The 24,630-nt window shown below is 59.6% G+C and carries 21 protein-coding genes and 1 pseudogene; 18 read left to right on the top strand and 4 right to left on the bottom strand.

The window, feature by feature from the left end:
- Nucleotides 1-106 precede the first annotated feature (106 nt).
- The 12 genes from ACUNV4_RS15730 (at nt 107) to ACUNV4_RS15675 (ending at nt 14,182) form a co-directional block, all read left to right on the top strand.
- Nucleotides 107-2,272 carry an HAD family hydrolase gene (locus ACUNV4_RS15730; protein WP_430879533.1) on the top strand — a complete coding sequence of 722 codons (2,166 nt, stop codon included), beginning with the start codon at nt 107-109 and terminating at the stop codon, nt 2,270-2,272.
- Nucleotides 2,272-3,186, top strand: coding sequence for an HAD-IIB family hydrolase (locus tag ACUNV4_RS15725; protein ID WP_430879532.1), 915 nt, complete (start codon nt 2,272-2,274; stop codon nt 3,184-3,186). Before ACUNV4_RS15730 ends, ACUNV4_RS15725 begins: the two co-directional genes overlap by 1 nt.
- Nucleotides 3,187-3,231: 45 nt before the next feature.
- Nucleotides 3,232-4,575, top strand: a complete 1,344-nt coding sequence (gene hisD / locus ACUNV4_RS15720) for a histidinol dehydrogenase (RefSeq protein ID WP_430879531.1) — start codon at nt 3,232-3,234, stop codon at nt 4,573-4,575.
- 120 nt (nt 4,576-4,695) lie between these two features.
- Nucleotides 4,696-5,055, top strand: coding sequence for a sirohydrochlorin chelatase (locus ACUNV4_RS15715; protein ID WP_430879530.1), 360 nt, complete (start codon nt 4,696-4,698; stop codon nt 5,053-5,055).
- A 74-nt stretch (nt 5,056-5,129) separates the two neighbouring features.
- Nucleotides 5,130-5,456 carry a TusE/DsrC/DsvC family sulfur relay protein gene (locus tag ACUNV4_RS15710; RefSeq protein ID WP_430879529.1) on the top strand — a complete coding sequence of 109 codons (327 nt, stop codon included), beginning with the start codon at nt 5,130-5,132 and terminating at the stop codon, nt 5,454-5,456.
- On the top strand, nt 5,449-6,129 hold the full coding sequence (locus ACUNV4_RS15705; RefSeq protein WP_430879528.1) for a respiratory nitrate reductase subunit gamma: 681 nt from the start codon (nt 5,449-5,451) through the stop codon (nt 6,127-6,129). The genes ACUNV4_RS15710 and ACUNV4_RS15705 overlap by 8 nt, the downstream gene beginning before the upstream one ends.
- Nucleotides 6,126-7,628, top strand: coding sequence for a sulfate reduction electron transfer complex DsrMKJOP subunit DsrK (dsrK, locus tag ACUNV4_RS15700; protein ID WP_430879527.1), 1,503 nt, complete (start codon nt 6,126-6,128; stop codon nt 7,626-7,628). Before ACUNV4_RS15705 ends, dsrK begins: the two co-directional genes overlap by 4 nt.
- Before the next feature lie 8 nt (nt 7,629-7,636).
- Complete coding sequence (locus ACUNV4_RS15695; RefSeq protein WP_430879526.1) at nt 7,637-9,742, top strand: S9 family peptidase; 2,106 nt, start codon at nt 7,637-7,639, stop codon at nt 9,740-9,742.
- A gap of 18 nt (nt 9,743-9,760) precedes the next feature.
- Entirely contained in the window at nt 9,761-10,174 is a 414-nt protein-coding gene (locus tag ACUNV4_RS15690) for a VOC family protein (RefSeq protein WP_430879525.1), read from the top strand.
- A gap of 321 nt (nt 10,175-10,495) precedes the next feature.
- Nucleotides 10,496-13,006, top strand: a complete 2,511-nt coding sequence (locus ACUNV4_RS15685; protein WP_430879524.1) for a DUF6531 domain-containing protein — start codon at nt 10,496-10,498, stop codon at nt 13,004-13,006.
- Nucleotides 13,007-13,038: 32 nt separating this feature from the next.
- Nucleotides 13,039-13,797 carry an ankyrin repeat domain-containing protein gene (locus ACUNV4_RS15680; RefSeq protein ID WP_430879523.1) on the top strand — a complete coding sequence of 253 codons (759 nt, stop codon included), beginning with the start codon at nt 13,039-13,041 and terminating at the stop codon, nt 13,795-13,797.
- Nucleotides 13,790-14,182, top strand: a complete 393-nt coding sequence (locus ACUNV4_RS15675; RefSeq protein ID WP_430879522.1) for a globin domain-containing protein — start codon at nt 13,790-13,792, stop codon at nt 14,180-14,182. Before ACUNV4_RS15680 ends, ACUNV4_RS15675 begins: the two co-directional genes overlap by 8 nt.
- 23 nt (nt 14,183-14,205) lie before the next feature.
- Here ACUNV4_RS15675 and ACUNV4_RS15670 read toward each other — a convergent pair whose 3' ends face one another.
- On the bottom strand, nt 14,206-14,535 hold the full coding sequence (locus tag ACUNV4_RS15670; protein WP_430879521.1) for a Rieske (2Fe-2S) protein: 330 nt from the start codon (nt 14,533-14,535) through the stop codon (nt 14,206-14,208).
- A gap of 34 nt (nt 14,536-14,569) precedes the next feature.
- Nucleotides 14,570-15,976, bottom strand: a complete 1,407-nt coding sequence (cysG, locus tag ACUNV4_RS15665) for a siroheme synthase CysG (RefSeq protein ID WP_430879608.1) — start codon at nt 15,974-15,976, stop codon at nt 14,570-14,572.
- A gap of 116 nt (nt 15,977-16,092) precedes the next feature.
- Between cysG and ACUNV4_RS15660 the strand changes: the two genes are divergently transcribed.
- Nucleotides 16,093-17,232 carry an anthranilate phosphoribosyltransferase gene (locus ACUNV4_RS15660; RefSeq protein WP_430879520.1) on the top strand — a complete coding sequence of 380 codons (1,140 nt, stop codon included), beginning with the start codon at nt 16,093-16,095 and terminating at the stop codon, nt 17,230-17,232.
- Between the two features lie 77 nt (nt 17,233-17,309).
- Here the strand turns inward: ACUNV4_RS15660 and ACUNV4_RS15655 are convergent, their stop codons facing one another.
- On the bottom strand, nt 17,310-18,224 hold the full coding sequence (locus ACUNV4_RS15655) for a pseudouridine-5'-phosphate glycosidase (RefSeq protein WP_430879519.1): 915 nt from the start codon (nt 18,222-18,224) through the stop codon (nt 17,310-17,312).
- Nucleotides 18,225-18,347: 123 nt separating this feature from the next.
- Between ACUNV4_RS15655 and ACUNV4_RS15650 the strand changes: the two genes are divergently transcribed.
- From ACUNV4_RS15650 to ACUNV4_RS15635, 4 genes and pseudogenes are all read left to right on the top strand, one after another.
- Nucleotides 18,348-19,484 (top strand): DegT/DnrJ/EryC1/StrS family aminotransferase, encoded by a 1,137-nt coding sequence (locus ACUNV4_RS15650; protein ID WP_430879518.1) that lies wholly within the window; start codon nt 18,348-18,350, stop codon nt 19,482-19,484.
- Nucleotides 19,481-21,031, top strand: a pseudogene (locus ACUNV4_RS15645) (amino acid adenylation domain-containing protein); the annotation flags it as partial. The gene ACUNV4_RS15650 and the pseudogene ACUNV4_RS15645, both read left to right, overlap by 4 nt.
- Complete coding sequence (locus ACUNV4_RS15640) at nt 21,011-22,186, top strand: phosphopantetheine-binding protein (protein ID WP_430879607.1); 1,176 nt, start codon at nt 21,011-21,013, stop codon at nt 22,184-22,186. The pseudogene ACUNV4_RS15645 and the gene ACUNV4_RS15640, both read left to right, overlap by 21 nt.
- A gap of 4 nt (nt 22,187-22,190) precedes the next feature.
- Nucleotides 22,191-23,126 (top strand): alpha/beta fold hydrolase, encoded by a 936-nt coding sequence (locus tag ACUNV4_RS15635; RefSeq protein ID WP_430879517.1) that lies wholly within the window; start codon nt 22,191-22,193, stop codon nt 23,124-23,126.
- Nucleotides 23,127-23,152: 26 nt separating this feature from the next.
- On the opposite strand, the gene ACUNV4_RS15630 is transcribed toward ACUNV4_RS15635, so the two are convergent.
- Nucleotides 23,153-24,073, bottom strand: a complete 921-nt coding sequence (locus tag ACUNV4_RS15630) for a PfkB family carbohydrate kinase (RefSeq protein ID WP_430879516.1) — start codon at nt 24,071-24,073, stop codon at nt 23,153-23,155.
- Nucleotides 24,074-24,164: 91 nt separating this feature from the next.
- On the opposite strand from ACUNV4_RS15630, the gene ACUNV4_RS15625 reads away from it, so the two are divergent.
- On the top strand, nt 24,165-24,602 hold the full coding sequence (locus ACUNV4_RS15625) for an Lrp/AsnC family transcriptional regulator (protein ID WP_430879515.1): 438 nt from the start codon (nt 24,165-24,167) through the stop codon (nt 24,600-24,602).
- The last annotated feature ends 28 nt before the right edge of the window (nt 24,603-24,630 follow it).

Here is a 24,630-nt window from a genome sequence, read left to right as displayed (position 1 = left end):
CAACGATAGTGCACACGCCGGTCAATCACGCGTCGGCGGCAGGCAACAAGAGGGTGTTTCCATCGCACCAATCGCATCGGTTACAGGTACGGAAAAAAAGGGCTGAATGAAAACACATAAAGGATTGCATATCTGCCTGATCAGTGTGCACGGGCTGATTCGGGCGGATGAACTGGAACTGGGGCGCGATGCGGACACCGGCGGTCAGGTGTTGTACGTGGTGGAGCTGGCCCGGGCGCTGGCCGAGGCCGAGGGCGTCGCTCGGGTAGATCTGGTCACGCGCCTCATTCGCGATGACCATCTGGCCGATGACTATGGACAGGAAAGGGAGGCGTTGGCAGAGAATGCCAATATATTGCGCATCGAGGCCGGTGGCCTGAATTATCTCGCCAAGGAGCAACTCTGGGATCATCTGGATTCCTTCGTCGACAATCTGATCGATCATTACCGCGAAGAGGGTGTCACGCCGGATCTGATACACAGCCACTATGCCGATGCCGGCTATATCGGCAGTCGTGTGTCGTACCTCATGGGCTTGCCCCTGATCCACACGGGGCATTCGCTGGGCCGGGTTAAACGGCACCGGCTGCTGGCCAGTGGTCTGGACAGCCAGACCATTGATGAGCGCTACAACATGGCCCGGCGGATCACGGCCGAGGAGACCACCCTGGCATCGGCCGAGCGGGTCATCACCAGTACGCATCAGGAAATTGAAGAACAGTATGAGCTGTATGACTTCTACCGCCCGGAGGCCATGCACGTCATTCCACCGGGCACCAATCTGTCGCGTTTCCAGCCACCACAGGGCAAGGAGCACGAGTCGGAAATCGCACAGGAGGTTCATCGTTTCCTGAAAGAGCCCGACAAGCCGATGATCCTGGCGGTCTCGCGCGCGGATGCCCGCAAGAACATCGCGGCTCTGTTGCATGCCTATGGCAACGATGAGGCCTTGCAGGAACGCGCCAATCTGGTGGTGGTCATGGGCAACCGGGAAGATCTCAATGATCTGGAAGTCGGTGCACGGGATGTGCTGACCGAATTGTTGCAGCTGATCGACCGTTATGACCTCTACGGACGAGTGGCGTATCCCAAGCAGCATCGCTCGGATGATGTGCCGATCCTGTATCGACTCGCTACCTTGTCAGGTGGTGTCTTCGTCAACCCGGCTCTGACCGAGCCCTTCGGTCTGACCCTGATCGAAGCCGCAGCCAGTGGTCTGCCGATTGTCGCTACCGAGGACGGAGGGCCGCGAGACATCGTCGGCAATTGCGAGAATGGACTGCTGATCGACCCTCTGGAGCAGGAAGGCATCGCGCAGGCCATCAAGGATGTCATCGGTGACTGGGAGATGTGGCAGACGCGTTCGGTGTCCGGTCTGCAGGGGGTTCGGCATCACTACAGCTGGCCGGCCCATGCCGAGGAATACCTGAAGATGGTGTCCTCCATAACCGGCAAGGAATCCAGCGTCGAAGCGATCGATAACAGCCAATCCTATAGTGCGAGCTACACCGACAGGGCCCTGTTCACCGATCTCAATCGCAGTCTGCTGGGCGATGAAGAGTCCCTGCAGACACTGATCCGGCTGGTGCGGCAGAATCGCAAGCGCATGAAGTTCGGCATCAATACCGGTCTGCGACTGGATGCGGCCTTGCGTCTGCTGAAGAAGCACGGTATCCCCGAGCCGGATGTGCTGATCACCAGTGCCGGTACGGAAATCACCTTTGCTCCGAAGCTGACCGAGGACACCGGCTGGACACGTCATATCGAAAAGCAGTGGACGCCACAGCAGGTTCGACGGGTACTGAGTGATGTGCCCGGCATCGGCTTGCGCGACGCCGATCAGCAAAGCGATTTCAAGATCAGCTATCTGTACGATGCCGAGAAGGCGCCTTCCGTTGACGACATCAGTGCCCGTCTGTTTCAGGAAGATCAGGCCGTCAACATCATCTTCTCGCACGGTAACTTTCTGAACATCGTGCCCATTCGTGCCTCGAAAGGGCTGGCGCTGCGGCATGTCGTGGCGAAGTTCAACATACCGCTGGAGCGCGTCCTCGCCATCGGCGGATCCGGGGCCGATGAGGACATGATGCGGGGCAATACCCTGGCGGCCATTGTCGGCAATCGCGCGCACGAGGAGTTGTCGCAGCTGACCGAAGGCGCCAGCATTCACTTTACGGACAAGCCCTACGCCGCCGGCATTCTGGAAGCCATCGAGTTCTACGATTTTCTGGGGGAGTGCAAGGCACCTGAGCGCGCTGCGGAGCCTGCCTGATGAAACTGCTGTGTACGGATCTGGATCGCACCCTGGTACCCAATGGCGAGCAGCCCGAGTCGGCGCTGGCGCGGCCGGTGCTGTGGCATCTGTTGCGCAGCCACGACATGATACTGGCCTATGTGTCCGGTCGTGATCTTGATCGTGTGCTGCAGGCCATCGAAGAGCACGATCTGCAGATTCCCGATGTCATCGTTGCCGATGTCGGAACCAGCATTTACGTATCAGGGGAAAGGGGCTGGCAGTTGCATGACGGCTGGCATGACCTGATCGGCCGGGACTGGAATGGCTATGACAGCCCCGGCATTGGCGAATCACTCGGCAGCTTCACGCAGATGGAAGCACAGGAGGCCGATCGGCAGACACGCTACAAGCGCAGCTACTATCTGCCGCGAGACCTGGATGCGTCAGCGCTGGGTCAACAGCTGGAATCGCATCTGCAGGGGCTGGGGGTACGGGCTTCACTGGTGTTCAGCGACGACCCGGAGAAGAACGTGCAACTGCTGGATATCCTGCCTGTGCATGCCACCAAGCGAGAAGCCATCGAACATGTCCGGCAGATGCAGGGCCTTGCCAATGAAGCCTGCCTCTTCAGTGGTGACAGCGGCAATGACGTGACGGCCCTGGCCAGCCAGCTGCCGTCGGTCACGGTAAAGAATGCCGACCAGCCCACGCGCGAAGCCGTGCGCAAGCTGGCTGAGACCAACGGTACCCTGGATAACAGTTATCAGGCCGAGGGCGGTCTGGCTCTGGCTGATGGGCAGGCACTCAATGGCAACTACGCCGCTGGTATTGTCGAAGGGCTGGTGTACTTCAATCCTGCCTGGCGTGAACTGCTGTTGTCCACAGACTGGCTGAATGAGGCGCAGGTTCATGGTTCGCCAAGCGCAGTGAACGCAAGCCGGCGTGCCTGACAAGGTATACTTCGGGCTGCCCTGCCAGATGTCATATACCGAGTCATGTCTGCCCGAAACTATCCTGCTGTTGCCCTGCACGAACTGGACTCCCTGTCCCGCGATGATCGCGACCGACTGCTGAGTCGCGCCGAAGACGATCTGGATCGTTTCATCGAGGGCGTCGGACCCATCATCGAAGCCGTCAGGGTCGAAGGGGATGAAGCCCTGGCACGGTTCGGACGTGAATTCGACGGTGCCGAGTCGCTGGCAGTCGATGCCATTGCTGCCACCACGGCCGATATCGACCGGGCCTTCGACGAGGTCGACCGGGCCATGATCGAGACGCTGGAATACTCGGCAGACAACATTCGGCGTTTCCACGAAGCGCAGCGTCCCCCGGAAATGTGGATGAAGGAGATTCGTCCCGGTGTGCTGGTGGGTGAGCGCGCCACACCCATCGATTCCGTGGCCTGTTACTCCCCGCGTGGCAAGGGCTCCTTTCCGTCAGTAACGCTGATGACGGCGGTGCCGGCGGCGGTGGCCGGTGTACCGAACCCCATCATTCTGACGCCGCCCGGTGCGGATGGCCGTGTGGATCCAGCCACGCTGGTTGCTGCACGTCTGGCAGGGGTGGAACAGGTGTACAAGGCTGGTGGTGCGCAAGCGGTTGCTGCTGCGGCATTCGGCACGGCCACCATTCCGCGTTGCTTCAAGATCGTCGGACCCGGCAGTCCCTGGCTGGTTGCCGCCAAACGTGTGCTGGCCGGCCGTATCGATCCCGGCCTGCCGGCCGGCCCCAGCGAGACCATTCTGCTGGCTGATGAGACGGCCAATCCGCTGATTGCCGCACTGGACATGACCATCGAATCCGAGCACGGACCCGACAGCAGCGCCTTTCTCGTCACCTGGGATGCAGAGCTGGCACAGGCCATTCGCGCTGCCGTGCCCGGCTACTGGGATAGTCAGAATGACACCCTGGCTGCTTATTCGTCCACGGTTCTCAGTGGTGAACGCGGCGGCATCGTGTTGGCCAGCTCCCGGGAGCAAGCCTACGAATTCATCAACGACTACGCCCCCGAGCACTGTCAGGTGCTGTCGAAGAACCCCTACGAGCATCTGGCGCATATCCGCAATGCCAGTGAAATCCTGCTCGGTGAACACGCCGCCGGCTCCATTGCCAACTACATGATGGGGCCCAACTGCGTGCTGCCCACATCGGGTGCTGCGCGGACGCATTCCCCATTGGGCGTCCATGATTTCATCAAGACCTGTTCGGTGGGCCATATGACAGCCGGTGGTTATGCGGAAATGGCACCCCATACGCACCGTTTTGCCAGCTATGAAGGGTTTGATGGTCACGCCAATGCCGTTTCTGCATTGCGTGACGAGGCTCGGCAGAAAGGGTGACGACCGAATGGTGCCCGTTTACGTATCAAGGACGATCCGCACTGTCGAGCTGGTACCGAGCGTTTGCCCGGTAGTTGCGACGGATCGGTTTTCATTCAAGAGATACAAGGGGCGAGAGTCATGAAAGCATTACTTCTGGTGGCCCACGGCAGCCGCCGAGCCGAGTCCAATGAGGAAATCGCACAGCTGGCAATGCGTGTGGCTGCCAGAGCCGGAGACGACTTCGGGCTGGTACAGCATGCCTTTCTGGAACTGGCCGATCCGCTGATTCCGGACGGTATCGAGTTGTGTATTGCCAGTGGCGCCACCAGTGTCCAGGTAGTACCGTATTTTCTGGCCCGAGGCACCCATGTCGTCGATGACATTCCCGAGCAGGTGGCGATCAAGCAGGCGCAGTACCCGGACATGGACATTCGCATCACCAATTATCTGGGAACATCGGACGAGCTGGTGGACGTGCTGCTGAAGCTGGCCAGTTGACCCCGTGGCACGCTTGCGCCTCTTGCGCAACACTTGCCGGGCCCGACTAGCGAATACCCTTGACCATTAGACACATGAGCGCACTGATAGACACTCTGGAGACCGATCACGAAGGTTATCTGCGACGCCGCAGCGACTGGACGCCGGAGCTGGCGAACGAGCTGGCTGCCGCTGATGATATCCAGTTGACCGAGGCTCACTGGGAAGTCCTCCACTTTCTGCAGGAATACTACGAGAACTACGACATTGCGCCGGCTATCCGGATTCTGACCAAGCAGATCGGCAAGCGCTATGGACGTGAAAAGGGGAACAGCAAGTATCTGTACGAGCTGTTTCCACGGGGTCCGGCCAAGCAGGCTTGCCGGTATGCGGGTCTGCCCAAGCCCACCGGTTGTGTCTGACGTCCTGCCATCCTGGTTGTTCAGCGCCGCATTCCTGTGGTTGCTGCTGGCGACAAGCTGGCGCCTGCTGCAGTGGGCCCGGACGCCATCCCCTTTGCCCATTCCTCTGGCTCCTGCGCCACGTACGCGTCTGGCGGTGGCGGGGCGCCTGCTTCTCGAATTCCTGCTGTTCAGATCACTGGCTCGAGCCAACCCGACTACCTGGCTGGCCAGCATGGCCTTTCACTACGGCTTGTTGCTGGTGCTGATGGTGCACCTGCGATTGCTGTTCGAGCAATTGCCACTGTGGCTGCTGCCCTTCATTCGCATCAGTGGCTGGGCGACTCTGGCCATGGTGATCGGATTGAGCGTTCTGCTGCTGCGCCGTTTCCGGGTCGACCGGTTGCGCTACATTTCGGCACCCAGTGACTATCTGCACCTCGTGCTGCTGTTGTGCATCGCCTTGTCGGGCGCTGCACTGAAACGGCTCTGGCCCAGCGATCTGCATGCCGTTGGTGTGTTCCTGCGCGGTGCTCTGACCTTCAACACGGAAGGCTTGCCCGTTCAGGCCGGTCTGTGGCTGCACCTGGGACTGGCACTGCTGTTGATCCTGATCTTTCCGATCAGCAAATTGCTGCATGGCGCTGGTGTGCTGTTCAGCCCCAGCTTCAATCAGCGCGATCCGCGGGCATGAATACGGCAGAGACGCGCAACGCAAGTACGGAACCTCCGGTGGTCGGACGCTATCGGGTCATCCCCCTGATTCAGGAAGGGGCGATGGCGGAGCAGCGTGGCACCGTGGCACGGCCGGACGTGCAGGAGGCGCTTGATCTGCCCGGTACTCTGGTGCCTGACTGGCAGAACCGTGCCATCGAACGGCTCGGAGAGCTGGTGGCGTCGCGCCGTGGCCTGCGGGTGTTTCTGGACAGCTGTACTCGGTGCGGTGCCTGTACGGACAAATGCCAGTATTTTCTGGGTTCCCATGACCCGAAAAACATGCCGGTGGCAAGACAGGATCTGCTGCGTTCGGTGTATCGGCGCTACTTCACGTTCGCCGGCCGCCATTTTCCCTGGTTGGTGGGCGCCCGTGACCTTGACAAGTCCATGCTCGATGACTGGTATACCTACTTTCATCAGTGCTCGGAATGTCGCCGCTGCACGGTGTTCTGCCCCAAGGGCATCGATACCAGTGAAGTGACCATGGCCGGACGCGAGATTCTGGCAAGTATCGGCCTGGGTCAGCAGTATTCGCAGGAGATCATCGGCAAGGTCAAGCGCGTCGGCAACAATCTGGGCATGAAGGCGCCGGCGCTGGCCGATGTGCTGGAAAGTCTGGAAGAGGATATTCTCGATGATACCGGGGTTGCAATACGATTGCCGCTCGATGATGCCAGTGCCGATATGCTGGTCGTCACGCCATCGGCCGACTTCTTTGCCGAGCCTCATGTCGACGGTCTGATCGGTTATGCCAAGGTGCTGCATCAGGCCGGCATTCGCTGGACGTTCAGCTCCGAGGCGTCGGAGGCTGCGAACTTCGGCCTGTTTACCGGACACCACGAGCACATGCGCGATATCGCGATACGTGTTCGGCGGGCAGCCATTGATCTGGGAGTCTCGCGCATCGTCATCGGGGAATGCGGTCACGCCTGGCGAGTTGCCTACAGCTTTCTGGATACCCTGGTGGGACCAATGGACTTTCTCGACCCGCAGCACGCGCGCGTCGAACATGTCTGCGAGCTTACTCATCAGCTCTGGCGCAGTGGTGTCATCCAGCTGGACCCGCAGCGCAATGCGGGCAAGGTCGTGACCTTTCACGATTCGTGCAATGTGGCGCGTGGGGCAGGTATGGGAGATAAGCCGGACGGGCAGTTCACCATTCCCCGGGAGTTGCTGGCGGCCAGTGTGCCGAGCCTGGTGGAAATGAGTCGTGACACCGTTCGCCAGAAGACCTTCTGTTGCGGCGGAGGCGGTGGCCTGCTCACCGATGAAATGATGGACGTACGAATCGCCGGCTCCTTGCCCAGGGCGCAGGCGCTCAGGGCGGTGGTCGACAAGGACAAGGTGACCCATCTGGCGGCCATCTGTGCCATCTGCAAGACGCAATTGACCAGCGTATTGCCCCTGCATGATCTGAGTGAGGTAGAGGTGACCAGTCTTCACCATCTGGTAGGCGATGCCCTGGTGCTGTCTTGAGTCCTCCATTGGCAAGGCCTGTTCCGGTCGAACACGAGCTGCACGGTGTACGCTGGACCGATGACTTCCACTGGCTGCGCGCGCAAGACTGGCAGGCCTGCGTGAATGACCCCGAGCTGCTGCCGGAGGAAATCAGACAGTATCTGCTCAGCGAAAACGCCTGGTGTGAAACGCGCATGGCAGAGACAACTCAGCTGCAGGCCACTCTGCAGGCCGAGATGCGTGGGCGCATTCAGGCCGATGATGACTCACTACCGGATGCCGAAGGGCCATGGTCCTATTTCGAGCGCTATCAGGGCGATGACGAACATGCGAGCTACTGGCGGCAGAAGCGACTGGCGGATGAGCAGCCGCATCTTCTGCTTGACTTCAATGTGGAGGCGCGGGGGCATGCCTACTATTCGCCTGGTGAGGTGGAATACAGTCCGGATCATGCCTGGCTGGCCTGGACGGTGGACACAAGCGGTGCCGAGCGCCACGTCGCAAGGGTTCGCGATCTGAACAACGGTGAGGATCGCGATACCATTGCGGATGTCGACTCCCTCTGCTGGGGTGATGCGCAGCATCTGTTCTATACGAGAATGGATGAGGATCTGCGTGCCAACCGGGTATACAGGCATGTTCTGGGCAGCGACTCATCGGACGATGCACTGGTATACGAAGAACCGGACCCGCGCTTTGCCTGTTCCGTCTGGACCAGCCTGTCGGGAGACTATGTCTTCATCTCTTCCGATACGGATGACCAGAGTGAGGTCTGGTATGTCCCCTGTACCGATATCACTGCAAGCCCGGTACTCATTGAGGCACGCAGTGCATCCCTGGAATACAGTGTCGAACATCAGGCGGATCGTTTTCTGATACTCACCAACGCCGATGGAGCCAGTGATTTCAAGGTCATGCAGGCTCCCTGCGCAACCCCCTCCCGGCAGTATTGGCGGGAGTGGCTGCCAGCCAGGGATGGTTGCATGGTGCTGGATGTCTACGCCTATCGGGACTGGATCATGTGGATCGAGCGCGAAGATGCTCTGCCACGTATCTGCTACACCCGCAGTCCGGGGGCGAGTGCGTCAGGTGAGGATGTCACGCAACTCGACTCGAGTGCCTGCCGGATCGCCAGCATCGCTTTCGAGGAAGAGGCCTATTCGATGAGCCTGGAGCCGCTGCTGGAGTTCGATGAACAGCGTTTTCGCTTCGGCTACGAGTCTCCATCGACACCCGAGCAGACCTGGTTGTTCGATATGGCGTCGGGCGAACGTTGCCTGCTGAAGGAACAGAAAATACCCGGCGGTCATGATGCGTCGGCGTATGTGGTCAGGCGTCTGAATGCACCTTCGCTGGATGGTGAGCTGATTCCCGTGACGGTGCTGTACCACCGTGATACCCGCATTGATGGATCTGCACCGTGCTGGCTGAGCGGCTATGGCGCCTATGGTTCGTCCATACCTGCCTCGTTTGCCGGCAACATGCTGTCGCTGGTGGACCGCGGTTTTGTCCATGCGACGGCGCACGTACGCGGCGGTCAGGAAAAAGGCAGAGCCTGGTATGAGGCAGCGCGCTTCGGCGGCAAGCAGCACAGTATCGACGATCTGATTTGCGTCGGCCGGTATCTGGTGTCGCAGCATTACACCGCAGTCGGGAAAATCGTGTTGTCCGGAGCTTCAGCCGGCGGCTTGCTGGTGGGTGCTGCGCTCAATCAGGAAAGCGAACTGTGGGGCGCGGCGGTGGCGGATGTGCCCTTCGTCGATGTACTGCACACTCTGCTGGACGACACGCTGCCGCTGACTCCCGGTGAATGGTCGCAGTGGGGCAATCCATTGCTCGATGAGAATGCCTTCGAGGACATCCGCCGGTATTGTCCTTATCTCAATGTACAGGCCCGGGCGTATCCACCGATGCTGGTCACTGCGGGTATCAGTGACTCACGCGTGACATACTGGGAGCCGGCCAAATGGGTAGCCAGGCATCGGCAGCTGCGTTCCGATTCGACGGAACTGATGCTGAAGACCCAGATGCAGGGCGGTCATTTCGGGGAAGCGGGGCGGTATGCGTCGCTGGCCGATACGGCTCTGGAGCAGGCCTTCGCACTGAAAGTCATGGGCCTGCTACCGGACTGACACAGAGGGAATCACGGCATGAGCGAACAGAACCCAGGCATCCTGTCTCACGTATCTCTTGGAACCAACGATCCGGACAGGGCACTGCGTTTTTATGACGCGACTCTGGCGACGCTGGGCATCGTCCGTCTGGAAACGCTCGACGGTATTGCGGCCGGCTACGGCAGACAGTTCCCGGAATTCTGGATCGCGTTGCCGGGCGATGAGAAGCCGGCCAGTGCTGGCAATGGCGTGCACATTGCCTTCATTGCCGCGTCTCGAGAAGAGGTGCAGTTGTTTCATGCAGAGGCATTGGCTGCTGGAGGAACCGAAGAGGGTGCACCGGGACCCAGGCCGGAATATGGTGCGGCCTTCTATGGCTGTTTCGTGAGAGATCCCGACGGCAACAAGATCGAGGCGACATTCCGGGATGAGAATCTGCCCGGCAGCTGAGTCCTCCGTTGGCATCATGGCGGTTCGCAGGCAGTGAATTGTCAGAAGTGAGACGAGCGTAAAAGACAGCTCCGGGCCGATGTGGCTACCATGACTGGCCGCCGGGGCCATTCGCTCAGGCGGTGACTCACTCTCGTTCTCGTGAATTCCCGGAGACCGGCAGGGTGGTCGACAGATCTCATCGACACTGCCTGCAAGGCGGAATCTTTACTGGTACACGGAAGGTGACCAGGTTGCACAGTACAGGGATGGTCAATGCCATACGACAGATCTCCAGCCACAACTGGCGACGAGCGGATAGCGACAGGTGCTGTTCGATGTTTGCTGACACGTCTCTGTCTGCGTGTCCTGTTGACGGTGGCCTTGTGCGCACCCGTGCACACGATTGCCGGACCCGGTGACGAGCCGGCAGGTGCCGCACCACCGGCAAGCTGTCTGTTGCCGGATGCTGGTGCGCCTTCCTGCGGCGTCGAATCTGCTCCGGGCAGTTCCCGCCACGAACCGGATGTCCCGCACCAGGTCGGCAACCCCATCGATGTGGTCAGTGGCAACAAGTACCAATACGAGCTTGATTATCAGTCACCGAACTCGGGGCTGGCGCTGGCCCGTCACTACAACAGTTCGCTGAGCGATTACGATCTCGGTATCGGAGCGGGCTGGCGGCACAGTTATCAGGTTGTATTGTCGCGTGTCGGTGCGCAGCGGATGGATATCGTGCAGAGTGATGGTCGTCTGATCCGTTTTCACCGGGCACCCGGCACGCAAACCGACCTGTTCGTGGCCGAGCAGGCCAGCGATGGTTTTCTGCAGGTGGGAGAGCGCAGTGTCTGGTCTCTCACCGATGGACGACGTCTGATCTTTCAGGGATCGTATCTGGTGCGAATGGAGCTTGGCGAGCGCACAGGGGCGCTGACTCTCCGGTATCGGAACGGCAAGCTTGACACGGTCACGGATCGACAGGGAGAGAGTCTGAGCTTCCGTTATGTGCCCGGTGTGCCAGCATTGCCCGAGTACGGCAATGGCCAGATTGCACAGCCAGCCGGTTCTCTTGCCGCGGTGCAGCTGCCAGGTGGCGACATCATTCAGTACAACCACGGGGAGAACGGCAATCTGATTGGTGTTCGCTATCCCGATGGGGACAGCATCGGCTATGTCTACGCCGATGTGGATTGGCCCAGCCACATGACGCGACGCCAGTCCACGGCCGATGATCGCATCAGTGAGTGGCAATACGATGATCAGGGGCGAGGTATTGCGTGGGTGGAAGGTGGTGGAATCAACGGGCTGGAGATAGAACGTCACCCGGTGCCAGCTGCAGAAGTACCTGAGGACCCACTGCCTGAAGAGTCTGCGGTAGCTACCAGGCAGGCATCTGTCACTTACGCTGACGGGCGCAAGACCGAGTATCGCTGGAAGCCGGATGAGACTGCGCCTGGTAACGGGACGGCGTTCATCAGTTGCGACAACTGCTTGCCTGACGCCTCGTCACCCTGGTGGATTGATGGTTCCGGTGACAAGCCTGCGAAAGAGGATGAATCGGTATCCCTTGTCGAGTCGGCTGCAGCCGAGCAGGGTAGTCACGATTCATCGCAGGATATCCCGGACCCGGGCCTGACGCCGATGGACGACGCCGTCGTATCGCTGTTGCGCGGCATGACACTGTCGAGCGATCAACCAGAGTCAGAACCGGGGCGCACCCGCTATACGGGAATCTATCCGCATCCCAGAGGTGATGTACCAATCTCGATGAGTACGGACAGGCTGGGTGAGGTCCGCGATCTGAAGATCGGCAAGACTACTCTGGCCGACATCATCGAGCGTCAGTTTGCCGGTCAGCTGCAGCCATGTTTCGCGGGTGATTATCCGGATAATACAGACAGCTTCTCACACGACCGGATAGCTGCCTTGGGTCATGGTGATTCACCCTGCGACCTCGACCCCGCCGTCGTTGTTCAGTTCGAACACAGCGTCAAGCAGTCTCTGAAAACGGAGCGGCACGGTATTCGTTCGAAGTCATCGGATGGAGAACAACAAGGGGCGACTCTGCCTTTCTGGCATGACATGAGACGCTATTGCGGTTTGCCTGCCGGGTTGACGTGCGAACAGTTGGAAGATGATCTGGACATGGCTCTACTGTCCCGTTGCGCCTATGGTGGTCTGAGTTGTGAACCGGCGTTCCGATTGGTGTCGCCGGCCGAAGTCGGCATGAGTAATGACCGATTTGACGATGAGGGATTCAATGCGGAACTCTATCAAGACCCGGCTGATCCTGACCGGTATATTCTGGTTTTTCGTGGAACGGATAACGTGGGTGATGACTGGCCTAACAGTTTCGCTCAAGCCGCGTCGGAGAAAACCAGGCAATATGATCTGGCATTGAATTTGGGCCGGGATGTGGTCAAAGAGCTACCTGGCCGCCAAATTGAATTTTCAGGCCATTCCCTTGGTGGCGGATTGGCGTCGATTGCTGCTTTGGGAACTCAAAGACAGGCAACCATTTTCAATACCGCTGCTCTGCAGCCGGGAACTGCCGCAGCTTATGGCTTGGAGGATGAGTACAGGGAAGCGGACGCCTACATCAGACACCTGCATACCGATTATGACCCTGTAACGGTCTTGCAGGAGCGGGCAGATGAGCTGGGTGTATTTCATGATCTTCAGACAGCACCCGGAAGATTTACAGAAATTCCCAATCCTGATATTCCATGGGTCAATAATGTCCATGCACAAGCTGAGAGTTTCGGCGAGGGTTTTTTTCCACTCATCTGGCACTCAATGAACGCAGTGATTCATGTGTTGGAGTCTCTGAAAGAGTTCAATTGCTCGCCATGAAATTGAATTTACGAATCAAATAAGAGGTAAGAATGTCTGTATCGCAACTGTGCTGCGCTTTGCTGATGATCATGCTGTCCAGCGTAGGATGTGCCACAACTACAAGCAATGACCAATCCAATGATCGAATATTGCTGGAAAGTCTGAGAGCAAAGGATCTGTCAGCTGCGAAACAAGCTTTGGAGAATGGAGCTGACCCGGAAGCCATTCTGGGCCGTGATCTTGGCGATCATGCGGTATGCACCGCTATCGATGATCGCAGTAGTCGTTTTCTCGAACTGTTGATTGAATATGGTGCGTCGACGAATGCATTCTGGGACGTAGGTCACTCTGATCGCAGGACGCCACTTGCATGCGCTGTATATCTGTGGAATTTCGAGGCTTTCGAGTATCTGCTGAATCATGGAGCTGATCCGTCAGTGGACCTTGTGCCGGAAGCGAGTGAGAGATTCAGAAATCATCAAACGGCTTTCACGATGGCATTGAGAGGAAGTAAATATCCAATGGCATTGAGGCTGTTGGGGTTGTACGAGTTGCATCCAGCCGAACTTGAAGCGCTGAAGTACTACCTTGAAAACAGCCCGTACAGTGAAGCCCACCCTTGGAACTACGCCCGAGAAGCCTTGATTGATTGGACACGTGCTCGTGTGCCGGATTTCAATCCAAAGCCAGCCCATCCGTCTCCGGATGGCGTGACGCAGGAATGCCTGTTCACCTTCCGTGACCACGAAGAAGGTCTGAAGAAGGGTACCCTATGCCCACGTCCCGAAGATTTGCGCCAACATGACTGACTCCCCCACGCTATATCAAAGACTCGGCGAAGAGCGCGGCATTCAGGCCATTGTCACAAGCATGTACGAGTGGATGGAGAAACTGTCGGAAGCGGCGCATATCCACTCGCTGCATCAGATGGAAATTGACGACGTTCGCAGTCGTCTGGTCGCATTCCTCATCCGATTCTTCGATGGGCCGGACAGGTATCGAGAGCTGTACGGCGAGCCCATGATGCGGCGGCGGCACCTGCACATTCCGATCGGTCCGGCCGAGCGCGACGCCTGGATGTTGTGCATGCACAAGTCTTTGCAGGAGCATGTGGCTGACGAGGAACTACGTACAGAAGTCGAGGCAAGGCTTGCCGCCTTTGCGGATCACATGCGCAACCGCAATCCGTTGTGAGGGGGCGCACGATCACTCATTTGTCACAGACACACCCAGCCGTCCACTACCTGAACCTCGTAGACCGGCAGGTCAATCTCCGCCGGCTCATCCAGCACCTTGCCGGTACGGATGTCGAATTCACTGCCATGCAGGGGGCAGCGCAGGCGGTGTTCGCACAGCACGCCCAGTGACAGGGAAATGTCTTCGTGTGTGCAGGTGTCGTGCACGGCGTGTACGACATTGTCCACCAGGCAAAGCAACACGCCCTTGCCCTGGTGCTCCACGCGGCAGGGGATGCCGGCTTTCAGTTCGGCCAGCGGTATCAGGCGGTGTTCGCCAGCAGGCATTATCGTTGGATCGTCAGTGGCCATGAGTCTGCAGAGTTGGGTAGATGATCGGTATGGCTCAGGTACGGGTTTCGAACCAGGCAAGCTTCTCACGCAAGGAAACCACATTGCCGATGATGATCAGCGTGGGTGCCTTGACGGATTCACTGGCTGCCACCAGATCCGGCAGGGAATCCAGCGTCCCGGTGATCACCTGCTGATTGCTCAGTGTGCCCTGTGAGACGATGGCAATGGGATGAGTCGCGGGCAGCCCGTGTCTGATCAGTTGCTGGCAGATGACCGGCAAGCCTTCCAGACCCATGTAGATCACCACCGTTTGTTGTGCACGGGTCAGTGCCGGCCAGTCGAGATTCACCGAGCCGTCCTTCAGGTGGCCGGTGACGAACAGGCAGGACTGCGCATGATCACGGTGAGTCAGCGGTATGCCAGCATAGCTGGCGCAACCGGCCGCCGCCGTCACACCGGGCACCACCTGAAAGGGAATACCTTCTGCCGCCAGTGTTTCGATTTCTTCGCCGCCGCGACCGAAAATGAACGGGTCGCCTCCCTTGAGACGCAGAACACGTTTGCCGGCCCGGGCATGAGTGACCAGCAGCGAATTGATGGACTCCTGAGGTACCGCATGGTTGCTTCTCTGTTTGCCGACATACACCTTCTCGGCCGCGCTGTTGACCAGGGCCATGATCGGTTCTGATACCAGTCGGTCGTACAGAACGACATCGCACTGCTGCATCAGTCGCAGGGCGCGAAAGCTCAGCAGGTCGGGGTCGCCGGGGCCTGCGCCCACCAGGTAGACTTCGCCATCAAGCTGCTCGCCATCGTGTTCGCGTATGGCCTGTTCCAGCGCTTCGTCGATATTTGTCAGGCGCCCCTGCAGGATCAGTTCACCCAGTCGACCGTTGAGCAGGCGTTCCCAGAAACGTCTGCGCTGACGCCAGTTGCCGATCGATTCGCGGATCCGTTCCCGGTAGCGATCGGCAAGCTTGCCCAGCTCACTGTAGGTATGTGGCAGGAAGGCATCGATGCGAGCGGTCAGCAATCTTGCCAGTACCGGCGATGTGCCACTGCTGGACACCGCTATCAGCAGGGGCGAACGGTCCACCAGTGAGGGAATCAGGAAATTGCTGATCTCGGGCTGATTGGCCGCATTGACCCAGCAACCGGCCGTTCTGGCAGCTTCTGCTATGGCAACATTGCTCTGTCGGTCATCGCTGGCCGCGACCACCAGACAGGCTCCTTCGAAGTCGCTGGCCTGCCAGGTCCGTTCGACATGATTGAGCTGATGTTCCTTGACAGAAGCCATGAGGCTCTCGGACAGTTGCGGTGCAATCACATCGATGTGCGCTCCATGACCGATCAGCCGAACGGCTTTTCGCTCGGCATTGGGGCCACCGCCGACCAGCACGATACGACGTCCGCCCATGTCGAGAAAGGCGGGGAAATTCTGAGAACCCTGTTGCTCGATTTGATTCACTGTCTTTGACTCTTATGTTGCTTCGGCTCGGTTAACATGGTTTCAAGGTGTACTTTTCCGCTGCATCATTGCGGACCTTTGGTAATCCGAGAGACTTGATCACTATCATGCCAGCCTTAGAAACCGATTCCATGACCGACGCCGACATCATGCGTGAGGTATTGCAGCGCATAGCCACCGGTCCCACGCTGAGCAAGGATCTGTCAGCCGACGAGGCCAGACGCGCCATGCGACTGCTGCTGGAGAACCGGGCAGACGAGGTGCAGGCCGGCATCTTTCTGATTGCCTTGCGCATGAAGCGGGAAACCGATGAGGAGCTTACCGGAATTCTCGAGGCAATCCACGACGGAATCACCCCTATGACGGTCAAGGTGGATCAGTTGCTGACCATCGTCGATCCCTATGACGGTTACCTGCGTGGCGTGCCGGTAGCGCCGTTTCTGCCTGCGCTGCTGGCTGCCTGCTCGCTGCCGACACTGACGCACGGGGTGGATGCCATGGGGCCCAAGTTCGGCGCCTCGCACGCCATGATTCTCCGCCAGGCGGGGATGGATACGAGCATTGATCGGCAGGCCGCCGCTGTCAGGCTGGAAGATCCGGGTTGTGGCTGGGCCTATCTGTCCCAGCAGGAACTGGCGCCTGAACTGGCAGCGCTGACCGACCTGCGAACGCGCATTGTCAAACGTCCCTGCTTGACCACCATCGAGGTGGCGGTCAGAAGTCTGGTTCCCCTGTCAGCCAGCCATCTGGTGACTGGGTTCGTGCACAAGCCCTATCCCCCTATCTATGCCATGCTGGCGAAGGCTGGCGGTTTTGTCAGCTCCATTCTGGTCAGAGGCGTGGAAGGCGGTGTGGTGCCGTCGCTATCGCAGTCAGCACGATATTTCACGAGCGTGGATGGTGTGGCGCTTGAACAGGTGGACATCGAGCCGGGCGATCTGGGCATCAACCAGAAGGAGAGAGCCATTGCCCTGCCGGAACATCTGACGGACGATTCCATTCGCTCGGTCAAGGCGCCGGGTAATGAATTCGCCCGTGAAATTGCCAGTGAGGCTGCCCGCCTTGGTCTGGCGGCATTGGCGGGGGAAACCGGACCTGCCAGAGATTCCCTGATCTACGCCGGCGCGGTAATCGCGCAGGCCCGCGGACTCGCCGGCACTCTGTCGGAGGCGGGTGAACTCATGCGCGAGGCGCTGGATAGTGGTGAGGCAGAGCGTCGTTTTCGGGCTGGCCTTGGGCAGTCCTGACAACCGGCGCCTGTCTGTCAGCAGCGATGCTCATGGCTCGGCAGGCAAAGGCCGAAGGTTGCCTGCCGCTTGTCGAATCAGCGCTGGCTCAGAGCCACCGCCAGTTCGGCTGCCAGTCTGGCATTGTTGATGATCAGAGCCTGATTGGTCACCAGACTTCGGCCTTCGGTGATCTCGACGATGCGGCCCAACAGCCACGGCGTGACCGCCTTGCCACTGATGCCGGCAGCCTGTGACTCTTCGATTGCCTGCGCAATAAAGGTCTGCATCTCGGCTTGCGGAATCTCGGCCTCGGCCGGGACGGGGTTGGTGACCAGAACGCCGCCACTGATCTGCAAGGAGTCTCGAGCCTGCAGGAAGTCCACGATTTCAGACACCTTGTCGGCACGCAGAGGTGCCGCCAGGCCGCTGCTGCGTGACCAGAATGCCGGCACCTCATCCTGCCCATAAGCCAAGACGGGGACGCCGAGCGTCTCCAGAACTTCCAGTGTCTTGGGAATATCGAGAATGGCCTTGGCACCGGCACAGATGACGCTGACTGGCGTTCGACTCAGTTCCTGCAGATCGGCGGACACATCAAAACTCAGCTCGGCGCCCTGGTGAACACCACCGATGCCGCCAGTGGCAAACACCTTGATTCCTGCCAGATGTGCGATGATCATGGTCGCGGCCACGGTGGTGGAACCCATGGCCTTGCGGGCGAGAGCCATGGCAAGGTCGGCGCGGGACAGTTTCATGGCATTGCTGGACCTGGCCAGGGTTTCCAGTTGTTCTTCATCCAGGCCGACCATGATCTGACCATCAAGGATGGCAATGGTCGCCGGTATGGCACCACTGTCTCTGACCGCTTGCTCCACACCCATGGCCGTATCCCTGTTCTGAGGGTAGGGCATGCCATGGGTAATGATGGTGCTCTCCAGTGCGACAATACCCTGGTTGCTGCTCAGGGCTGTCTGTACTTCAGGACTGATGGTCAATACGGGTAGAGACATGGCGGATATGCGGATAGTCGAAGCTGAGCCTGCGAGTATAAGTTGATAAGACGATTGCAACAGTATTTCCGTGCCGGTCATGTGAGCATGACGCCGACACTGTCTTGTTCTGATCTGTACAGAGTGAAGCAGAGCGATGAACCCTTCCTGCTTCATTGGCCTGATTCGCGCAGACGCTACACGTACAACGGCAGTGCTGCCATTCATGCAGCCCTGCTCGATCGGCAACTGGAACGCGGGGCCTGTGTGCTATTGCCCGCCTATTGCTGCGGTGCCGAACTCGGGCCTTTCGAGCAGCTGGCCTGTGAATTCCGCTTTTATGACATCGGTACGGATTTCAGTATCAGTCATGACGAGATCGAACGCATTCTGAATGCGCAACCGGACATCCGTGTGATGCTGCTGACGCATTACCTGGGGTTTGCACAGCCGGAGGTCGAGGCGATCGCAGCCCTGTGTCAGGCTCGGGGTGTCACGCTGATCGAGGATTGTGCCCATGCACTGTTCACCGAGCAGGCGGGCAGGGCGGTGGGGCAGGCGGGGGATTATGCCATCTTCAGCATGCGCAAGAGTCTGCCACTGACCGAGGGCGGTGCCTTGCTGAGCAAGCACCCGTTACGCTCGGAGAGCCGCCAGCCGGCCAATGGTTTGTCGCTCCTGGCCTGGGTGAGCCGCCTGGCCTGGTCTTTCCAGCAGGGAGCTCGCGCCAGTCGGCGAGTGGGTATCCGGTCGGTGGCCAGATACCTGAGCATTGCCGGCTGGAGCATTCCGGCAGTCTTGGTCAAGCTGATGCGCCGCACAGGCATCGTACCGGCAGAGCGGTGGTTGACCCCGGATGTGGAAGGTGCCGCGGCGGTGCCGGTGTACGGGTATGGTATCTCGACCTTCAGCCAACGATTGCTGAAAACGGCGGACGGCAAGGATATTCGCCAGCGACGACGCGCCAATCACGCCCACTGGCTTCGGCTGGTGGATCAGATGGACGGCTTGAGGCCGGTGCATCGGGTACTGCCGGAAGGGGCCTGCCCCCTGTATTTTCTGGTGAGCGTGGCGAATCCCGGTGAGTGGGTGAAGCGGCTTGCCGCCGATGACATCGAGGCATTCAACTGGTGGCAGCATCTGTCATCTCGGATAGACTGGGCCGAATTTCCGGTAGCCCGGCAGTACAAGCAATCACTGTTGGCCCTGCCTTTGCATCAGCAGCTCGATGAAGTCGACATCATCCGCATGGCAAACAGCCTGTCCGCGCGCAAGCAATGAATAGCTTCCTGACGGATTTTGACAAGCAGTGTCAGCTTCGACCGGCGGCCGTTGCGCTGGTGCACGAGGAGCGGGCGATGAGTTATGCGCAGCTTGATCAGCTGAGCCGACGCATGGCAGGCCGGCTGGCTGATCGTGGCCTGCTCGCCGGGCAATCGGTGGCGTTGATGTGCCCACGCTCCATTGAAACCATTGCCGCCATGCTGGCGACGCTGCGGGCCGGTTGCGTGTTCGTTCCCATCGACACGGCCTTTCCCAACGATCGTATCGAATACATGCTGCAGGACGCCGCCGTGCGCTGCATCGTGACAGACGATGCCACCGCTGGCCGTCTGCATCATCTGGCGGCATGCCGTGATGTCATCGTGCTCACGACGGCCGATCTGGCGCGCGTGCGCTGTCCTGAGACCGAGCCCACCGCAGCGGCAGGGCCGGTAGTGCTGCATGCCGAGGAACTGCTGCAGAATGCCGAAGCCCGTCGGGAGGATCGCGACTGGCCACCGTTGGCCGAGACGGATCGGGCCTACATCATGTACACCTCGGGCTCCACCGGGCAACCCAAGGGGGTGCCGATCTCGCACGGCGCACTGCGGTGCTATTGCAGCGCCGATGTGCAGGTCTACAAGTTGCAGCCGGAAGATCGCACGCTGCAGTTTGCCACCCTGAGTTTCGACATCAGCATCGAGGAGATCTTCCCGCCCTTGAGTATCGGGAGCACCGTGGTACTGCGTCCTGCGTCGCTCAGTGACGCCCAGATCGAACTGAGTGACATCATCGAACGCTACCGAGTCAGCGCGGTGCACCTGGCCACCGGCTACTGGCATGAATGGGTGGATCTGATGGTGGCAAGCGGTGTGTCTTCGCCGGCCAGTCTGCGCCTGATGGTCGTCACCGGCGAGAAGGTGTCGCCGGAACACTACCAGCGCTGACAAGGGCTGACACGGCAGGACGTGCTCTGGGCCAATGCCTACGGACCTACCGAAACCACCGTGACGGCTACCGTGTTCGTGCCGCCAGCCGGTTGGCAGGGCGATGCCCTGCCCATTGGCAAGCCGCTGCCGGGCTACAGTGCCCATATCCTCGACCCCCAGGGCAGGGAACTTGCCCCCGGCGAAACCGGTGAATTGCACATCGGCGGGAGTGCGCTGGCCGAAGGTTATCTCAATCGTCCCGAGCAGACCGCCAGAGCCTTTGTTCCCGATACTCTTTCCGGTCAGACGGGTGCCAGACTCTATCGAACCGGGGACCTGGCACGCTGGCTGGAAGATGGCAATATCGCCTATGCCGGTCGAATCGACCATCAGATCAAGGTGGGCAGCTATCGTATCGAGCCAGGCGAGATCGAGAACGCCATCAATGCCTGCCCGGGAGTCAGTGAATCGCTGGTCTGCGTGGTCGAGCAGGAGGAACAGCGGCAGCTGTTCGCCTATGTCTCAAGCGCCGATGGCGCGCTGCAGGCCGTGGATGTTGCCATTCATCTGCAGGCCTTGTTGCCTGTCTGGATGATGCCCTCACGCTACTGCTTCATGCCACAGTTTCCGAAGACCATCAATGGCAAGATCGATCGTCAGGCATTACCTGATCCGTCCTGTGGGGAAGCCGTCAGAAGTGCCGGTCATGTGCCCCCGGGCAATGATGTGGAACGGGCCCTGTGTCAGATCTGGAGCAAGGTGCTGGGTCTGCCGGAAATCGGTGTGGATGACAGTTTCATCTCGCTGGGTGGTGATTCACTGCTGGCAGTGCGTGCCATCGCCGAGATTCAGCAACAGCTGAAGTTCAGGGTGTCCACCCGCGACTTCTTCTTTCTGGATACCGTGTCCTTGCTGGCCGGGCTTGTTCAGGGAGAAGGGGTGACTCGCCGCGTGCCACCCCCTGCGCCTGCCTTCATCAATCGTGGTGGACGGCAGTTGTATACCTTGCTGCAGAAGCCACCCCCCGACAAGGACAATGGGCGAGGCCTGTTGCTGATTCCGCCTTTGGGCAATGAACAGCGACGCACGCAGCGCCCGATGCGCAGCCTGATGCAGAATTTCTCTCGCCTGGGCTATACCCTGCTGAGATTCGACTGGACGGGTACCGGCAATTCCAGTGCTGATGCCGAGTCGCTAGACGATCTGCAAGCCTGGCTTGATGATATTCACGATGCTGCCGGTTTGCTGACGACCCAGGCGACATCGATCGATATCGTGGCCTTCCGCACCGGAGCCCTGCTGGCCGCCGGAACCAATCTGGATGAATGGCCGATCAATGTCCGCTATTACTGGGACCCGGTGTTGTCCGGTGAGCAATGGCTGGCGCAGATGCAGACTCTGCAGCAGGGCATCTGCAAGGATACCTTCCGATTCCTGTTTCCACGGAGACCCGGCAAGCAGGGTAACGGAATTCACGAATTTGCGGGTCTGCGCATGAACGAGAAGCTGCATGAGGCCCTGGCTTCGCAGAGTCTTGCAGCCAGCCTGCTCGGCGGCACTGACACCGAGCATACCCAGTTGCTGGTAGCATCCGACTGCGCGCAAGATGAACGCTTGCAGCCATTACGCACAGCGGGTGTCGATATGCAGGTGCTGGATGAGACCAACGACTGGCTGGACCCTCGAGCGACCACCCTGGACATGATCGTCACTCGCGGTGCCCGTGTGCTGGGTGACCGACTGATCCGCCGGGTGCCGGCGTCCCCTGAAGCGGATAGGCGGGTAGGGTAGAGCCATGGCAAACACGACTGTTCATGCTCGGGAAACGGCCTGCACCTTCGGTACGGATTGCCAGTTGACCGGTGTATTCACTGAAGCCTCCGGCGAGCACCATGAGCAAGCTTGTGCGCTGTTTCTGACGGCAGGCCTGCTGCACCACATCGGGCCGACACGGCTGCATGTGGAGCTTGCCCGAAGTCTGGCTGCACAGGGTGTCGCGGGGCTGCGATTCGATCTTTCGGGGGCCGGTGACAGCGAACCCAGCAGCCTGGGTGGGGACTACCGGCAACGTCCCGTTCGTGAAGTCACGCAGGCCATGGATTATCTGCAGGCACATCACGGCAAGCAGCGATTTGTACTGCTGGGGCTGTGTTCCGGAGCCGACGATGCTTTGGCCACGGCACAGCAGGATCCTCGCGTCGTCGGCGTTGTATTGCTCAACGGTTACGCCTATCCGGCCGGTCGTTTCCGGTTCTACCGGATTCTGAGATTCTATATGCCGCGGCTGTTTGTCTGGCAGAAACTGCGAAACGGTGCTGGCCGATTGTTGCGACGCCTGCTGCCGCGACAACCCGCGGCTACCGCGGTGAGCACCTCGTCGGCGTCAGTCGATGTGGAAACGCTGACAGACCAGGAGCGCCTGGAACTACTGCAGCTTGACAACGATTATCGCCACATACCCCCTCAGGCAGAAACGGCAGCGATTCTGCAGAGCCTGTGCCAGGCTGACACCGATCTGCTGTTCATCTATACCGGCAGCGAACACGACACCTACACCTACGAAGGGCAGCTGGGTGCCATGTTCCCGGACTTGCGGGACGATCCGCACCTGCAGGAGCGCTACATTCAGGAGGCAGACCATACGCTGATCCTGAAAGAGGATCGCGACAAGGTCATTGCCTGGATCAGCGAGTGGTTCCGGCAGGCGATGTTCACTCGCCATCGCCTCTAGAGACTGGAAGCTTTACGAGGATGCTGTCAGCCGTTGACCGTCGGCGGCCGACGTTCACCGCTGACCACACTGACAGATTGCTTCAATCCCACCGTGCGCACGGCATCAGCCAGTGTCAGGCCGTCGCACCAGGCAGCAAAGCAGGCACCTGCCAACGCATCACCGGCACCATTGACCGACACCCGATCTTCCGTGGCAGGGACGGGGATGCATTGTCGTGTGCTCCCGTCTTGCACCAGCACGGGATCGGTGGCATCGGTCAGGATGAACTGCCGGAAGCCGAGTTCAGACAAACCGTCAGCCAATTGCTCGATCGGCAGGTCCAGCGACACATTGCGGTCGATCAGGGCAATGGCCTCGCGGCGATTGACGAACAGCAGATCGATGTGTGATGCCAGAGGCAGCAGTCGTCGGGACTTGACTGGTGAGACGCTCATGGCCGCCACGGCGATTCCCATGCCAGCGGCCCGCCGGGCGAGCCTGGCGAGGCAGTCTGCGGACAGATTGGCATCCATCAGCAGCGCCTGGCAGGGATCCGCTTCACTACCCAGTGGAACGCAGTCGGCTTCGAGGCGCTCCGCCAGGGCAACATCGGACAGGCCGATGTGCAGTTCTCCGTCATGGTTCATGATGGCCGTGTAGCGACCCGTAGGGTAGTCCGGCAGCCGCTGCAGACAGGCGTCCAGTCCGGCGGTAATCAGGGCCTGTTCCAGTTGATTGGCCACCGCATCGTTGCCGGTGGCTGCGCAGAAACCGATCTGCCTGGCAGAGTGGGCGATTTCTCTGGCGGAAAATGCCGCATTGGCTGCCACACCCCCTATATGGTGCGCCCAGGTCACAGGGTTGGAAGCCTGGGCTATCAGTGGGCTGCAAGTTGTGGCAATGTCGTCTACATGAAGTGCTCCGACAATCATCAGGCGGTTCGGTGATGCTGAAGGCAGGTGCATGCGGTACTAAACTGCTGTTTGATGATCGGGGTGGAATGAGTGTAACCGACAAGAGTATTCTGAAGTGCTGTCGTAAACGGATGAGGCCCTCATGCTAGATCAATTCGACCGTGTGATCATTTCCATCTTGCAGACGGAGGGCCGAATAACGCTGACGGAGCTGGCGTCGCGTGTCGGCCTGACCAAGACCCCATGTGCGGCGAGAGTCAAGCGACTGGAGGCTGAAGGCTACATCCTGGGCTTCAAGGCCATCGTGGACAGCGAAAAGCTGGGGTTGGGGCATGTGGCCTTCGTGGAGGTCAAGCTCAATGACACCAAACTGTCAGCCCTGGATGCCTTCAACGAGGCGGCTCGCAAGATACCGGAAATCGAGCAGCTGCACCTGATCGCCGGACCCTTCGACTACCTGGTGAAGATTCGAACTGCCGATATCAACGCCTTCCGGCTGGTTCTGGGAGAGAAGCTGTCGGCTCTGCCACATGTCGCCCACACCTCGTCCTTCGTGGCCATGGCCACCGTGGTCGATTAGTCTGCCGCCGCAGTCACTGCCGGTCGAG

Source organism: Granulosicoccus sp. 3-233, assembly GCF_052681095.1.
The sequence above is the reverse complement of the archived record's forward strand: the minus strand, read 5'-3'. Positions and strand labels throughout refer to the sequence as shown.